The sequence below is a fragment of the Klebsiella sp. I138 genome (genome assembly GCF_051131765.1).
Taxonomy (GTDB): Bacteria; Pseudomonadota; Gammaproteobacteria; order Enterobacterales; family Enterobacteriaceae; genus Klebsiella.
The window spans coordinates 3,200,987-3,215,999 of sequence record NZ_CP180447.1 but is presented as its reverse complement, the minus strand read 5'-3'; the positions used below and the strand labels follow the sequence as shown (position 1 = coordinate 3,215,999).

13 protein-coding genes are annotated in these 15,013 nt (G+C 53.2%); 8 read left to right on the top strand and 5 right to left on the bottom strand.

Features of this window, described 5'->3' with window-relative positions; all coding sequences use genetic code 11:
* Positions 1-216 precede the first annotated feature (216 nt).
* The 7 genes from acnB (at position 217) to ACMYSK_RS14980 (ending at position 8,386) form a co-directional block, all read left to right on the top strand.
* Entirely contained in the window at positions 217-2,814 is a 2,598-nt protein-coding gene (gene acnB / locus ACMYSK_RS15010) for a bifunctional aconitate hydratase 2/2-methylisocitrate dehydratase (protein WP_434636454.1), read from the top strand.
* A 190-nt stretch (positions 2,815-3,004) separates the two neighbouring features.
* Entirely contained in the window at positions 3,005-3,733 is a 729-nt protein-coding gene (locus tag ACMYSK_RS15005) for an SDR family oxidoreductase (protein ID WP_434636452.1), read from the top strand.
* Positions 3,734-3,877: 144 nt separating this feature from the next.
* Positions 3,878-4,240: a protein YacL gene (gene yacL, locus ACMYSK_RS15000; RefSeq protein ID WP_434636451.1), complete on the top strand. Its 363-nt coding sequence runs from the start codon at positions 3,878-3,880 to the stop codon at positions 4,238-4,240.
* Positions 4,241-4,414: 174 nt separating this feature from the next.
* Positions 4,415-5,368, top strand: a complete 954-nt coding sequence (locus tag ACMYSK_RS14995; RefSeq protein WP_434636449.1) for a 2-keto-3-deoxygluconate permease 1 — start codon at positions 4,415-4,417, stop codon at positions 5,366-5,368.
* A complete protein-coding gene (dtnK, locus tag ACMYSK_RS14990) occupies positions 5,365-6,636 on the top strand; it encodes a D-threonate kinase (RefSeq protein ID WP_434636447.1) in 1,272 nt (423 codons plus the stop codon). Before ACMYSK_RS14995 ends, dtnK begins: the two co-directional genes overlap by 4 nt.
* Positions 6,626-7,609 (top strand): D-threonate 4-phosphate dehydrogenase, encoded by a 984-nt coding sequence (locus ACMYSK_RS14985; RefSeq protein ID WP_434636445.1) that lies wholly within the window; start codon positions 6,626-6,628, stop codon positions 7,607-7,609. Before dtnK ends, ACMYSK_RS14985 begins: the two co-directional genes overlap by 11 nt.
* 9 nt (positions 7,610-7,618) lie before the next feature.
* Entirely contained in the window at positions 7,619-8,386 is a 768-nt protein-coding gene (locus tag ACMYSK_RS14980; RefSeq protein ID WP_434636443.1) for a DeoR/GlpR family DNA-binding transcription regulator, read from the top strand.
* A 26-nt stretch (positions 8,387-8,412) separates the two neighbouring features.
* Here the strand turns inward: ACMYSK_RS14980 and speD are convergent, their stop codons facing one another.
* From speD to ACMYSK_RS14955, 5 genes are all read right to left on the bottom strand, one after another.
* Positions 8,413-9,207, bottom strand: a complete 795-nt coding sequence (gene speD / locus ACMYSK_RS14975; RefSeq protein ID WP_434636441.1) for an adenosylmethionine decarboxylase — start codon at positions 9,205-9,207, stop codon at positions 8,413-8,415.
* A gap of 17 nt (positions 9,208-9,224) precedes the next feature.
* Positions 9,225-10,091 carry a polyamine aminopropyltransferase gene (gene speE / locus ACMYSK_RS14970; RefSeq protein WP_434636438.1) on the bottom strand — a complete coding sequence of 289 codons (867 nt, stop codon included), beginning with the start codon at positions 10,089-10,091 and terminating at the stop codon, positions 9,225-9,227.
* Positions 10,092-10,249: 158 nt separating this feature from the next.
* Positions 10,250-11,953 (bottom strand): FKBP-type peptidyl-prolyl cis-trans isomerase N-terminal domain-containing protein, encoded by a 1,704-nt coding sequence (locus tag ACMYSK_RS14965; RefSeq protein WP_434636437.1) that lies wholly within the window; start codon positions 11,951-11,953, stop codon positions 10,250-10,252.
* Complete coding sequence (locus ACMYSK_RS14960) at positions 11,950-12,369, bottom strand: permease (RefSeq protein ID WP_434636435.1); 420 nt, start codon at positions 12,367-12,369, stop codon at positions 11,950-11,952. Before ACMYSK_RS14960 ends, ACMYSK_RS14965 begins: the two co-directional genes overlap by 4 nt.
* A gap of 475 nt (positions 12,370-12,844) precedes the next feature.
* Positions 12,845-13,192 carry a YacC family pilotin-like protein gene (locus ACMYSK_RS14955; RefSeq protein WP_015585138.1) on the bottom strand — a complete coding sequence of 116 codons (348 nt, stop codon included), beginning with the start codon at positions 13,190-13,192 and terminating at the stop codon, positions 12,845-12,847.
* Between the two features lie 146 nt (positions 13,193-13,338).
* On the opposite strand from ACMYSK_RS14955, the gene cueO reads away from it, so the two are divergent.
* The gene (gene cueO, locus ACMYSK_RS14950; protein ID WP_434636433.1) at positions 13,339-14,964 is read left to right on the top strand and encodes a multicopper oxidase CueO; all 1,626 of its coding nucleotides are present in this window, start codon (positions 13,339-13,341) and stop codon (positions 14,962-14,964) included.
* The last annotated feature ends 49 nt before the right edge of the window (positions 14,965-15,013 follow it).

The following is a 15,013-nucleotide window of genomic DNA, read 5'->3' as shown; positions in this document are numbered from 1 at the left end:
TTATATCCCGGGAAATGTAAGTAAAGCCTGTAAAATCCTGCCCTTAACGATTCAGCTAAATTTTAATGTTGCTTTTTTGTAAACAGATTAACACCTTGCCAAAATCCTGCTATGCTGCCGACGCGGTATCGGGCATTTACCCTACAAACTGCTGTCTCACAGGAGCGTGAAGAGAATCGCCTACCGCATTTTACAATGAGAGCGAGGAGAACCGTCGTGCTAGAAGAATACCGTAAGCACGTAGCTGAGCGTGCCGCCCTTGGGATTGTTGCCAAACCCTTAGATGCAACCCAAATGGCCGCGCTGGTAGAACTGCTGAAAAACCCGCCTGCGGGTGAAGAAGAATTCCTGTTAGACCTGTTAATCAACCGTGTACCGCCGGGCGTCGACGAAGCCGCCTATGTTAAAGCCGGATTCCTTGCCGCTGTCGCCAAAGGCGAAGCGACCTCCCCACTGGTTACCCCTGAAAAAGCCGTTGAACTGCTGGGCACCATGCAGGGCGGTTACAACATTCATCCGCTGATTGATGCGTTGGACGATGCCAGACTGGCGCCGATTGCGGCGAAAGCGCTCTCCCATACGCTGCTGATGTTCGATAACTTCTACGATGTAGAAGAAAAGGCGAAAGCAGGGAATGAATACGCGAAGCAGGTGATGCACTCCTGGGCCGAAGCCGAGTGGTTCCTGAACCGTCCGCAGCTGGCAGAAAAGATCACCGTTACCGTTTTCAAAGTGACCGGTGAAACCAACACCGATGACCTCTCTCCGGCACCGGATGCCTGGTCCCGCCCGGATATCCCGCTGCACGCGCTGGCGATGCTGAAAAACGCCCGTGAAGGTATTGAGCCGGATCAGCCGGGTTCCGTTGGCCCGATCAAGCAAATTGAAGCGCTTCAGCAAAAAGGTTTCCCGCTGGCCTACGTCGGTGACGTGGTCGGTACCGGCTCTTCGCGTAAATCCGCCACCAACTCGGTGCTGTGGTTTATGGGCGACGATATCCCGAACGTGCCGAACAAGCGCGGCGGCGGTCTGTGCCTGGGCGGCAAAATTGCACCTATCTTCTTCAATACCATGGAAGATGCGGGCGCGCTGCCGATTGAGGTTGACGTTAATGACCTGAACATGGGCGACGTGATTGACGTTTACCCGTTCAAAGGCGAAGTGCGTAACCACGAAACCAACGAACTGCTGGCAAACTTCGAGCTGAAAACCGACGTGCTGGTTGATGAAGTACGCGCCGGTGGCCGTATTCCGCTGATTATCGGCCGTGGCTTGACGACTCGTGCTCGCGAAGCGCTGGGTCTGCCGCACAGTGACGTTTTCCGTCATGCGAAAGACGTTGCCGAAAGTAGCCGTGGCTACTCGCTGGCACAGAAAATGGTTGGCCGCGCCTGTGGCGTAGCCGGTATTCGTCCGGGCGCTTACTGCGAACCGAAGATGACCTCCGTCGGTTCTCAGGACACCACCGGTCCGATGACCCGTGATGAACTGAAAGACCTGGCGTGCCTCGGCTTCTCTGCAGACCTGGTGATGCAGTCCTTCTGCCACACTGCGGCCTATCCGAAGCCGGTTGACGTTACCACGCACCACACGCTGCCAGATTTCATCATGAACCGCGGCGGTGTTTCCCTGCGTCCGGGTGATGGCGTTATCCACTCCTGGCTGAACCGTATGCTGTTGCCGGATACCGTCGGTACCGGTGGTGACTCCCATACTCGTTTCCCGATTGGTATCTCCTTCCCGGCGGGTTCTGGCCTGGTAGCCTTTGCCGCCGCGACCGGCGTCATGCCGCTGGATATGCCGGAATCGGTACTGGTTCGCTTCAAAGGCAAGATGCAGCCTGGGATCACCCTGCGCGATCTGGTCCATGCGATCCCGCTGTACGCGATCAGACAAGGGCTGCTGACCGTTGAGAAGAAAGGAAAGAAAAACATCTTCTCTGGCCGCATCCTGGAAATCGAAGGTCTGCCGGATCTGAAAGTTGAGCAGGCGTTTGAGCTGACCGATGCTTCCGCAGAGCGTTCTGCTGCCGGCTGTACCATTAAGCTGAATCAGGAGCCGATCGTTGAGTATCTGAACTCTAACATCGTCCTGCTGAAGTGGATGATCGCAGAAGGCTACGGCGATCGTCGTACGCTGGAGCGACGTATCCAGGGTATGGAAAAATGGCTGGCAGATCCGCAGCTGCTGGAAGCTGATAGCGATGCAGAATATGCCGCAGTGATCGACATCGATCTGGCTGACATCAAAGAGCCTATTCTGTGTGCGCCGAACGATCCGGACGATGCGCGTCTGCTGTCCGACGTGCAGGGCGAGAAGATTGATGAAGTCTTTATCGGTTCCTGCATGACCAACATCGGACACTTCCGCGCGGCAGGTAAACTGCTGGACAGCCACAAGGGCCAGCTGCCGACTCGTCTGTGGGTAGCTCCGCCAACCCGTATGGATGCGGCGCAGCTGACGGAAGAAGGTTACTACAGCGTGTTTGGTAAGAGCGGTGCGCGTATCGAAATCCCTGGCTGTTCCCTGTGTATGGGCAACCAGGCGCGCGTGGCTGACGGTGCGACGGTGGTTTCCACTTCAACCCGTAACTTCCCGAACCGTTTAGGGACCGGCGCTAACGTCTATCTGGCTTCTGCTGAGCTGGCGGCGGTCGCTTCCTTGCTTGGCAAACTGCCGACGCCGGAAGAGTACCAGACCTTCGTCGCCCAGGTTGATAAAACCGCAGCGGATACCTATCGCTACCTGAACTTCAACCAGCTTGAACAGTACACTGATAAAGCTGATGGCGTGATTTTCCAGACCGCGGTATAAACGAATCTTGCTGCTCAAAGCCACTCTTCGGAGTGGCTTTTTTTTTGCTGCATTAAGCGCACCAAATGTCTATTACTGCCGTCAGGCGATTCTTTAACCTCTTTCTTATCGCGCAGTATAAGAGCGTCTCAGTACATCGACAGATCCTCAATTCGCGCTGTGCAAGATATCTGACAGGAAGGAGAGAGATATGGGTTCGTTACAGCATCAGACCGTGGCCATTATCGGCGGCAGTTCGGGGATTGGTTTTCGCGTTGCACAGCTGGCGGCGGAGGCCGGCGCTAATCTGATTGTGATAGGACGTGATACTAGACGTCTTGTTGAGGCGAAAAAGACGCTGGAGTCAGCGGGTACGACGGTTAATACCTATGCCGCGGATGCTCACGATCATGAGGCGCTGGAGGCGCTCTTTGCCGGACTGCCTAACGTTGATCACCTTGTGTCGATGGTTGGTGATGTTATGGGCGGCGGTTTTCTGTCGGCGTCAATGGCCACGATTCGCCATGTGATGGAGTCGAAATTTTTCACCAATGTGAAAATTGGCCAACTGGCGGCGATGAAGCTCAATCCCGGCGGCAGCCTGGTTTTCACTTCCGGTACCGGCGGGCGGGCGCAGAATGCCTGTGCCAGCTACGTCGGCAATTTGGGTATTAATGCGCTGGTGGAGGGACTGGCGGTAGAGCTGTCTGCGCGCGCGCGGGTTAACGCCGTTTCGCCCACCTGGACCATTACCCCGTTCTGGCGCGATATGCCCGCCGAACAGCTGGCGGCGACGCAACAGCGTTTTGCCCGCTCAATCCCGCTGGGTCGTACCGCGACCATTGATGAGCTGGCCGAAGCCTATTTGTTCCTGATGCAAAACACCTTTATTACCGGACAGCATCTGGCGATAGATGGTGGAATAATGCTCGGGAGTTGATGCTTAGACGACCGGTTAAATGGCTGAGGCGCTTTTATTTGCTGTAGCTCTATCTGCTCCACTTTTTTTCTGCCCGGGTGCTGCGATAATTACCCTATGGGTACAATGTAGCGGTGACGCATTGCCCTTGCAGAGGAAGACACTATGGATTACGAATTTCTGCGCGATATTACCGGAGTGGTAAAGGTGCGAATGTCGATGGGCCACGAGGTGGTGGGGCACTGGTTTAATGAAGAGGTGAAAGATAACCTCGCCCTGCTGGATGAAGTGGAACAGGCCGCGCGTACCGTAAAAGGCAGCGAGCGTTCCTGGCAACGTGCCGGGCATGAATACACGCTATGGCTGGATGGCGAAGAGGTGATGATTCGCGCTAACCAGCTGGAGATTTCAGGCGATGAAATCGAAGAGGGCATGAGCTACTACGACGAAGAAAGCCTCTCTCTGTGCGGTGTCGAGGATTTTTTACAGGTGGTGGCCGCGTACCGTGATTTTGTCAGCAAAGCGTAACCCCCTTAATACAATCACGCCGGGAGCAGAACTCCCGGCTTTTTTTTGCCATAAATGATTAATTGATTTTATATAATCATTTTAAAACTGTGATCCCGTGTGGTTGTGACATCGTTGTGATTGAATATAATCAACATGATTTTATTTAATCACGCTGATGACAGGCGGCACGATATGAACATCAAAAAGGCAATAGAGCGAGTACCCGGTGGCATGATGGTTGTGCCACTGGTTATCGGTGCGGTCATAAATACGTTTGCACCTCATGCGCTGGAGGTCGGAGGATTTACGACTGCGCTGTTTAAAAATGGCGCGGCACCGTTGATTGGCGCATTTTTGCTGTGTATGGGGGCGGGAATTAGCGTCAAAGCTGCCCCTCAGGCGTTGTTACAAGGTGGCACGATCACGCTGACGAAGCTGCTGATCGCTATCGCGCTGGGGCTGGGCGTTGAACATCTTTTTGGCGCCGAGGGGATCTTTGGTTTAAGCGGCGTGGCGATTATTGCTGCGATGAGCAATTCCAACGGCGGGCTTTATGCGGCGCTGGTGGGAGAGTTTGGCAATGAACGTGATGTCGGTGCTATCTCCATTTTGTCGCTGAATGATGGCCCTTTTTTCACCATGATTGCGCTGGGGGCAGCCGGCATGGCTAACATCCCGATCATGGCGCTTGTTGCGGTGCTGATCCCTCTGGTTGTCGGCATGATCCTTGGCAATCTTGATATCCACATGCGCGACTTCCTGACCAAAGGCGGGCCGCTCCTCATACCGTTTTTTGCTTTTGCTCTCGGGGCTGGTATCAATCTGGAAATGTTGCTTCAGGGCGGGCTGGCGGGAATTCTCCTCGGTGTGCTGACCACTTTTATCGGCGGCTTTTTTAATATTCGTGCCGATCGGCTGGTGGGCGGAAGTGGGATTGCGGGTGCCGCCGCCTCCAGCACGGCAGGGAATGCGGTTGCGACGCCGTTGGCGATTGCGCAGGCCGATCCTTCTCTGGCATCCGTCGCCGCCGCCGCAGCCCCGCTGATAGCCGCCTCGGTTATCACGACCGCAATTCTGACCCCGATCCTGACGTCCTGGGTTGCGAAGCGACAGGCTCGTCGGCTTTCAGAGGAAAAAAGCGCATGAAAATGATTGTTATCGCCGATGATTTCACGGGATCTAACGATACCGGAGTGCAGCTGGCAAAAAAAGGCGCTCGAACGGAAGTGATGCTGAGTGCAACACAGAAGCCTTCTCGCCGCGCGGATGTACTCATCATCAACACCGAAAGCCGGGCGGCTTGCGCAGAGCAGGCCGCAGAGACCGTGCGTCGTGCACTGGCTCCCTGGTGTGAGGCAGCAGGAGCTCCGGTGGTGTATAAAAAAATTGACTCTACCTTTCGTGGCAACGTAGGGGCTGAGATAGTTGCGGCGATGCAAGCCAGCGGTAGCCGTATGGCGGTGATTGCCGCGGCTATCCCTTCCGCCGGGCGTACGACGCAGAATGGCCAGTGCCTGGTCAACGGGGTTTCGCTTCTGGAGACCGAGTTTGCCAGCGATCCGAAAACGCCGGTTACCTCTTCGCGAATTGCTGAGCTGATTGCGCGACAAAGTAGCCTCCCTGTTCACGAAGTGCATCTTGATTCTCTCCGGCGCGGACGACTCAGCGCTGTCCTGAGCGCCTGGGCCACCGATGGTGAGTGCATGGTGGTCGTTGATGCCGTTGAGGAGCGCGATCTGATGCTTATCGCCCAGGCACTCTGTGAACAAGAGCGGCTTCCGCTGATGGTGGGGGCGGCGGGTCTTGCAAATGCCTTACCGGTCAGCCTCTTTATGCAAGAGCAGCAGGCACTGCCCGTGCTTGTGGTGGCAGGCTCAATGAGCGAGGCCACGCGCCGGCAGGTGGAGCGCGCGCTTTGCGAAGGGCGAGCAGAGGTGGTGGATATTGATGCATCCCGACTGATCTCTTCTTCATATGCGCTGGAAATATCTTCGGTAGCAGAACAAGCCTGCGCGCAGCTCAGTCGCCAGCACCACACGATCTTACGCACCAGTCGGAGTGCGCAGGACAGACAGCTTATTGATAATTTGTGTAAGACGGCCGGCATGAACCGCCAGCAGCTGGGAGAGTTACTCAGCCAACGGATCGGGGAGATCACATTGCAGATCCTGGGGCAGGCGCGAGTCGGCGGCCTGTTTCTGACCGGCGGCGATATCGCTACTGCGGTTGCCAGTGCGCTGGGCGCCGAGGGGTACCGGATCCAAAGCGAGGTTGCTCCCTGCATTCCTTGCGGCACATTTATCAACAGTGAACTGGATGATTTGCCGGTGATCACGAAGGCAGGGGGATTTGGTTCAGACAGCACGCTGTGTGATGCGCTTTATTATATTGAGGAGATGTATAGTGGGCATTAAGACTGTTGCAATCACGATGGGCGACCCTGCGGGGATTGGGCCTGAGATTATTGTTAAAGCCCTCACGGAAGATGAACTGAACGGTGCGCCGGTGGTGGTGGTGGGGTGTCTGCAAACCCTGAAGCGACTGCAGGAAAAAGGCCTGGCCGCGGGTGTTGAGTTTCGTCCTGTCGACGAGGTGGCCGCCGCTTGCTTTACGCCCGGCGTTATCCATGTGATTGATGAGCCGCTGGCGGACCCGCAGGCGCTGAAACCGGGTAAAGTTCAGGCGCAGGCGGGCGATTTGGCCTATCGCTGCGTCAAGCGGGCGACGGAGCTGGCACTGAAAGGTGACGTTCAGGCGATTGCCACGGCACCTCTGAACAAAGAAGCCTTGCATCTCGCCGGGCACAACTATCCCGGGCATACCGAGCTGCTGGCGACGCTGACCGACAGCCGTGATTATGCGATGGTGCTGTTCACGGAAAAGCTGAAAGTTATCCACGTGTCCACGCATATCGCCCTGCGTACTTTCCTGGATACGCTGAACACGCCCCGTGTCGAAACCGTTATCGGGATTGCTGATACTTTTCTCCGGCGCGTCGGCTATGCGAAACCCAGAATCGCCGTCGCCGGAGTCAATCCGCATGCGGGTGAGAATGGCCTGTTTGGCGATGAAGAAAGCCGGTTTCTGGCGCCGGCCATTGCCCATATGGAGGCCAAAGGGATCGCGGTTTACGGCCCTTGCCCCCCGGATACGGTCTTTCTTCAGGCTTATGAAGGACAGTACGATATGGTGGTCGCCATGTACCACGATCAGGGACACATTCCATTGAAATTATTAGGTTTCTATGATGGTGTGAATATGACTGCCGGCCTGCCGTTTATCCGGACGTCTGCCGATCACGGGACCGCTTTTGATATCGCCTGGACGGGAAAAGCAAAATCTGAGAGCATGGCTATATCGATAAAACTGGCAATGCAACTGGCGTAATTCCCTGTTATGAAAGGACAACCCCGTCTGGATAAAATAGTGGCGTATCTGAAAAACCATACGCTGGTTACGGTAGAGGAACTGGTTGAGGCGGTAGATGCTTCTCCGGCCACTATCCGACGTGATTTGATCAAGCTGGACGAGCAGGGCGTTATCAGCCGCAGCCACGGCGGCGTAGCGTTACGCCGCTTTGAACCTGTGCAGCCTACCACCAATGAAAAGCAGCTGCGATCGCCCGCCGAGAAAAGGGCGATCGCCCGCTATGCCGCTTCTTTGGTGCGCCCGGGGGATGCGGTGGTTCTGGACGCCGGGACGACCATGCTTGAGCTGGCAAAGTGCTTAACGCATCTACCGTTACGGGTGATTACCGTTGATTTGCACATTGCGCTGTTTTTATCTGAATTCAGACAAATTGAAGTGACCATTGTCGGCGGACGAATTGACGACAGCAGCCAGTCTTGCATCGGCGAGTATGGCCGTAAAATGCTGCGCAGCGTTTTCCCTGATATTGCGTTTATGAGCTGTAACTCCTGGAGCGCAGAAACCGGCGTGACGACTCCGACGGAAGAGAAAGCAGGACTCAAACAGGAAATTATCGCCAACGCGCAGCGCAAAATACTGCTGGCCGACAGCAGCAAGTATGGCGCACATTCGTTATTTACCGTGGCGCCGCTGGTCGATTTTAGCGAAGTGGTGACCGATGTGAACCTGCCGCAGGCGGTACAGAGCATTCTCAAAGAACGAAACGTTACCCTCAAACTGGTCCAGCCTGAGTAACAGCGCCCGCAGGCGCTGTCAGACACTCAGATGGCAGGGATATTTCTGGCGTAGTAAATTTCGCGCATCTCTTTCCACAGCAGATCGGTAATGGTCTTGCGCTCTTCTGCGCTGAGATCTTCTGGTTTGGTGTGGAACATGTAGTGCTTCAGATCGAACTCTTTGAGTAACATCTTGGTGTGGAAGATATTCTCCTGATAGACGTTGACGTCCACCATGTCATACAGCGATTTGATGTCCTCGGACATAAAGTTCTGTATGGAGTTAATCTCATGGTCAATAAAATGCTTCATTCCATTGATATCACGGGTAAATCCACGAACGCGATAGTCAATGGTGACGATATCAGACTCCAGCTGGTGAATAAGATAATTCAGCGCGTTAAGCGGTGAAATAACCCCGCAGGTGGAGACTTCGATATCGGCCCGGAAGGTGCACAGCCCACCCTCCGGGTGACTTTCCGGGTAGGTATGAACGCAAATATGGCTTTTGTCGAGATGGGCGACGACGGCTTCCGGAAGCGGGCCCGGGTGTTCGGTCTGATCGATAAGCTGCGGGTCAACGGGTTCTTCACTGACCAGAATGGTCACGCTGGCGCCCTGAGGCTCATAATCCTGACGGGCAATGTTCAGAATGTTAGCGCCGATTATCGAGCAGGTCTCTGACAAAATCTCGGTCAGGCGGTTGGCGTTATAGAGTTCATCGATATAGGCGATGTAGCCATCGCGCTCCTCTGCCGTTTTGGCATAGCAGATATCGTAAATACAAAAACTCAGGCTTTTGGTCAGGTTGTTAAAGCCATGCAGCTTCAATTTTTTCAATTTAGCTCACCCCCTTACTAAAGATCGCTGGCGGACAGCGCATCCTGTAAATATTGCGGTAGGGCGAATGCCGCCTTGTGAATAGCCGGATTGTAATACCGACACTTCAGGTTAGCTTTGTGAAAGCGCGCCTGGATAATTTCATTGGACAGGTGGCGCAGAGCATCATTATCGGTCGCCCACGCGAAAGTCATAATGCCGCCATAATAGGTTGGAATCGCGGCCTGATAAAAGCTGACATCGCTGAAATAGTGACCGAGCTTGCGGTGGCTGTCGATGGCTTCGTCCTGCTGCAGGAAGCACACGCCGTTCTGAGCGACAAAAATTCCACCAGGGTTCAGACAGCGCTTACAGCCTTCATAAAAGGCTGACGTGAACAGGCTCTCGCCGGGACCGACAGGGTCCGTACAGTCGGAGATAATCACGTCAAACGTTTGCGTCGTCTGGTTAACAAAATTGACGCCGTCGTCAATCACCAGCGTAAAGCGCGGATCGTCATAGGCTCCCGCGTTGTGATTTGGCAGATACTGGCGGCAGAATGAGACCACGCCAGCGTCGATTTCGACCATGGTGATGGTTTCGACGGTGCTGTGGCGAGACACTTCACGTAGCATTGCGCCATCACCGCCGCCAATGATTAACACATGTTTTGCCCGGCCGTGCGCCATCAGCGGAACGTGGGTCATCATCTCATGATAGATAAACTCATCGCGCTCGGTGGTTTGTACCACACCGTCCAGCGCCATCACGCGGCCAAAGGCGGCGTTCTCAAAAATGATCAAATCCTGGTGATCGGTCTTTTCGTGATACAGCACGTTATCCACTGCGAAATACTGACCAAAATGGTCGTGCAGTGTTTCATGCCACAGATTGTTATCAGCCACGGGCGGATTCCTCCATTGTGAACATCCGTTACATTCGAAAAAAACGAGCGCAACATCATAGCCAACTATAGATGATGATGCACGGTTGATATTTCAGCAGTGGAGGCGGGAAGCGTTCCCCATTAAAAAAACGCCTCCGTTATCAGGAGGCGTCAGGTTCAGGGCTTGTTGGCTTTTGGCTTTTCGGCAGTAATATCGACGATTCTTACCGTATACACCATCGTGGCGCCGGGCGGGATTTTTGGCGGAACACCCTCGCTACCATAGGCGAAATCGGAGGGGAGCACGATGGTCACCGTGCCATGGTTTTCCAGACGTTTAATAGGGTCGAGGAGCGAAGGGGGATAGGCATTTAAAGCCTGTGACCAGACTTTTCCCTCTGCTTCCATGTCTTTAATGACGGTGCCATCGATGAGCGTTTCTTTGATCGTGACCGTGACGATATCGTTGCCGAGAATCTTACCGCTCCCGGCATAATCTACCCGGCTGTAGATACCGTTTTTAAACACGACCCCTTTTTCTTTCGCGAATTTTTGCTGATAGTCTTTTCCTGCGCGAATATTTTGCTGTTCGACCTGATCTTGAATGCGAGAGACTTCTTTTGTCGCATCAAGCAGCGCTTCATTACGGGTATTTGCATCAAGAGCGAACGTCCCAGAGAAAGAATCGTTGAAGCCTTGCAGTACCGCATCTTGATTGATTTTCATGCCCTGGGTATCCCGCATGGCCAGGATTTTCAGCGCACCATCGCCCATCGAGACACCCAGAGCGTAGGCCTGCTGCTGCGGCTTCTGCGTGAGGTCTATATCCGCTTTTTTTGTCTCCGGTTTGTTGTTTGCCAGCTCGGTCTTTAGCTGGTTAAGCTCATCCGTTTTGGCTTGCAGTAGCGCTTTGTCTTTATCTGCCTGAAGCCGAAAAGCTTCATCCTCTTGCGCTAACTGTTTTTTGTTAATCATAAAGGCATCAAGTTTTGTCGTGAGAGCCTGCGTTTCTAACTCCGCGGCCGCGAGCCTACCCGACAACTCTATTTTTTCCGCAGCGGCCGTGCTGAGCTGTGCCGTTAGCGTCTGCTGTGCTGCTGTTGCGGTGCTGAGTTTTTCGCTAAGCGTTTGTGTCTGCGCAGAGGTACTTGTGAGCTTCTCGGTGAGTACCTCTCTTGCTTTGGCCTCTGCCGTTAGTTTTAGCGTCAACTCTTGTTGCTCTGCCGTGATGGTAGAGAGTGTCTTTATCTGCGCCTGTTTTTCCGCTGTGGCCTCGGCCAGCAAAGTCTCAAGCTTTTGTTTTTCCGACTCAACTGCCGCCAGTGCTATCGACTGTTGCTTAATTTTATTTTCAGTGGTGTCAAGCTTAACGCTGCTCTGTTTTTTATCATTGGCCGCGGCATTCTCTTTTATTATTAGCTGCTGATTTGCTATTAACGCGGAATCTAATTTACCCTGCAGTTGCCTGATTTTATCCGTAAGCTCTTTTTGGTTTTCAGATACAGATGCTGCCTCAGTTGGCCTGGCCGCAAGCTGCTTCTGGAGTTGACGGATTATTTTATCTTTCTGGGCTATGGCTACATTCTGCTGTGACGTGTTTTTTGTTTTCTGATGTGTCGTATTATTAGTGGTTCTCGTATTATTATTTTTCCCTTCATGATTTTTACGCTCCACGGAGTCGGTGGTGGAGTTATTTTTATTTTCCTGTTGCTGCTTAGCAAAATTAAGAAAGGCAGGTCCGGGATTATCATTATCGGAACCCGTAACGATATCAACTGGCATATCTTTTTCTGCATAGGCAGCAGGCAATAAAAACGATGCCAGCATGAGAACAATCGCCAGCGTGAACACGTTGAGATTGGTGGCAGTTAGTCGATTCATAGTGGAATATTTTCACCGCGTTTGACAAGGCTATCTATGAGCTCTTTTTCAATGTCAGCACACAGTTTGATTGACCTGAACTGATACATTGAGTCAATCCCTTGTCTGGTGGGTTCAGCAACATTATTGCGTACGGAGTTATACTGCGATGCCGCGCTGATTAGCGCATTGAAGTTATTCCCGAGCTTTGCCGCCTGCTTAGGATTAACTTCTTTCAGCGATGCTAACGCTTTGCTACAGGAATCAATCTGCTTTTGCTCTGGTTCGATTTTTTGCCGTTGGGGCTGGGGTTGGTTTAATGTTGTATCGGATGAAGGCTTTACAACTCTGGTGGGGTGTTGGGACTGGTTTGTATTACAGCCAGTCAATAATATAAAAGTCAGAGGTGCTATTTGGATGAGTTGAGATATGTTCAAAGTTATATTCCACTGATAAATAGGTGTTGACGGGATTTATTATTGGGGGATGTTAGCGTGCTAAAAATGAGATTGCAATAAAGACTCGTTGTTTTTTAAATGTGGCGTAATTATGTTTTTATTGGTGTTTGGGTAATATGGAGGGGTATTGATAGTGATTCGGTTAACTTACCGTGATTTATAAGTGGAGTAGACAGAGGTTGTATATTCATCGTTATTATGAATAATTTGTTTGTTATTAAATGAATGTTATTTTATATATTTACGTGGGAAGGTTATTATAAATAATATTTTTTGCGGGGAGGCAACGGATGACGTAGTCTGGAAATAAATAATTAGTCCGCTCTTGCGCGCGTCGGAAAGGTAATTTCACAACAGCAAATATTCATTCTGTCTATGTATATCTGATGATTTCGCCAAAACAGACCCTGGCGTCTGCGAGCATATCGGCATGACGCCAGACTCCACGGGCAATTTATTTCACATACGCGAGCAGGCTCAGCGAATCGCGGGCCAGCGCCTTGCATTTTTTCGTCGTGGGGATTTTGATGCCGCTGAGATCGCGGTAGCTGTCTTCACCGAGCGCCTTCATATTGAAGCTGTCATAGTTGCTCAGATCCCATTGGTTCTGTTGAGCAAAAAAGACCAGCGCGCGGCGAATTTGGGTATTGGGTAGATTCTGGTAGCCGCAGTCGTTTTTCAGAAAGACAAATACCGCCGTTAAATCAGCCATATCTTCCGCTTCGGACTCGCTTAACGCATAGCTATTGGCGGATAGAGCAAGCAGGCTTCCGAGCACTATTGTTCTGAAAAGCGTCTTCATTTTCTTTACCATTGAATCACTGACGCTCAACGTTAGCATACTTCTTTACACTGCGCAGAGCTTTATTCTTACTCTTCTGCTTGACCTTCCGGTTGGTGGAAGGTTTAAGCTTAAATGTTCACCAGCAGAATAAAAAGGATGTGAAAATGCAACGTCGTGAATTCATCAAATTAACCGCTGCGGCCGGCGTATTCAGCGCGCTACCGCTCTGGAGCCGTTCGGTTTTTGCCGCCAGCCGTCCGGCTCTGCCGGTGCCCGATCTTCTGACCGCCGACGCGCGTAATCGCATCACGTTAACCATCCAGGCCGGAAAAACACAGTTTGGTCCACACCAGGCGACGACCTGGGGCTATAACGGAAATCTGCTGGGCCCTGCGCTGAAGCTCAAAAAAGGGGAGGCGGTGACCGTGGACATTCATAACCGCCTGGCAGAAGAGACGACCGTACACTGGCACGGCCTTGAGGTTCCAGGGGAGGTCGACGGCGGGCCGCAGGGCATTATTGCGCCAGGCGCCTCCCGTAGCGTGAATTTGACCCCGACCCAGCGGGCGGCAACCTGCTGGTTCCATCCGCATCAACACGGGAAAACCGGTCGCCAGGTCGCGATGGGGCTGGCGGGTCTGGTGCTGATATCGGATGAAGAAAGCGAGCAACTGCTGCTACCGAAACAGTGGGGGATCGATGACGTACCGGTGATTGTGCAAGATAAACGCTTCACCGCCGGCGGAGAGATCGATTATCAGCTCGACATGATGAGCGCCGCCGTGGGCTGGTTTGGCGATACCTTGCTGGCAAACGGCGCTCTCTACCCTGAGCATGCTGCGCCGCGCGGCTGGCTGCGCTTGCGGTTACTCAACGGGTGCAACGCTCGTTCGCTGAATTTCGCCACCAGTGATAACCGACCGATGTACGTTATTGCCAGCGACGGCGGATTGCTTGCTGAACCCGTGAAGGTCACCGAACTGCCGGTATTAATGGGGGAGCGTTTTGAAGTCCTGGTGGATATCCACGACGGTAAAGCCTTCGACCTGGTTACCTTGCCGGTGAGCCAGATGGGGATGGCAATAGCGCCGTTCGACAAACCCCAGCCGGTATTGCGCATCCAACCGCTGACTATCCAGGCATCCGGCAAGCTGCTGGATACCCTGGTCAACATGCCTGCGCTGCCGTCGCTGGAAGGGCTGACTCAGCGTACGCTCCAGCTGTCGATGGATCCGATGCTGGATATGATGGGAATGCAGGCGCTGGTGCAAAAATATGGTGACCAGGCGATGTCCGGCATGAACCACGGCGGCATGATGGGGCACGGCAATATGGGGCACGGCATGATGGGCAATATGGACAACAAGGGCCAGATGAATCATGGCGATATGGGAGGCATGAACCACGGCAGCATGGGGCAGATGAACCACGGCGCCGACGGTTTTGATTTCCATAATGCTAACCGGATCAATGGCAAAGCCTTTGATATGAATCTCCCGATGTTTGCCGCGGCGAAAGGGCAATATGAGCGCTGGGTGATTTCTGGCAAAGGCGACATGATGTTGCACCCGTTCCATATCCACGGTACCCAGTTCCGTATTCTGTCGGAGAATGGCGCAGCGCCTGCCGCGCATCGTTCAGGCTGGAAAGATACCGTGCGGGTTGAAGGGGGCGTCAGCGAAGTGCTGGTGAAGTTCGATCACGAGGCGTCGAAAGCGCATGCTTATATGGCGCACTGCCATCTGCTGGAACATGAAGACACCGGTATGATGCTCGGCTTTACGGTCTAGCGTGTTTCCCCGCAGGGGGCATTCTGCAAGCCCAAAAAAAGGCCCGGTT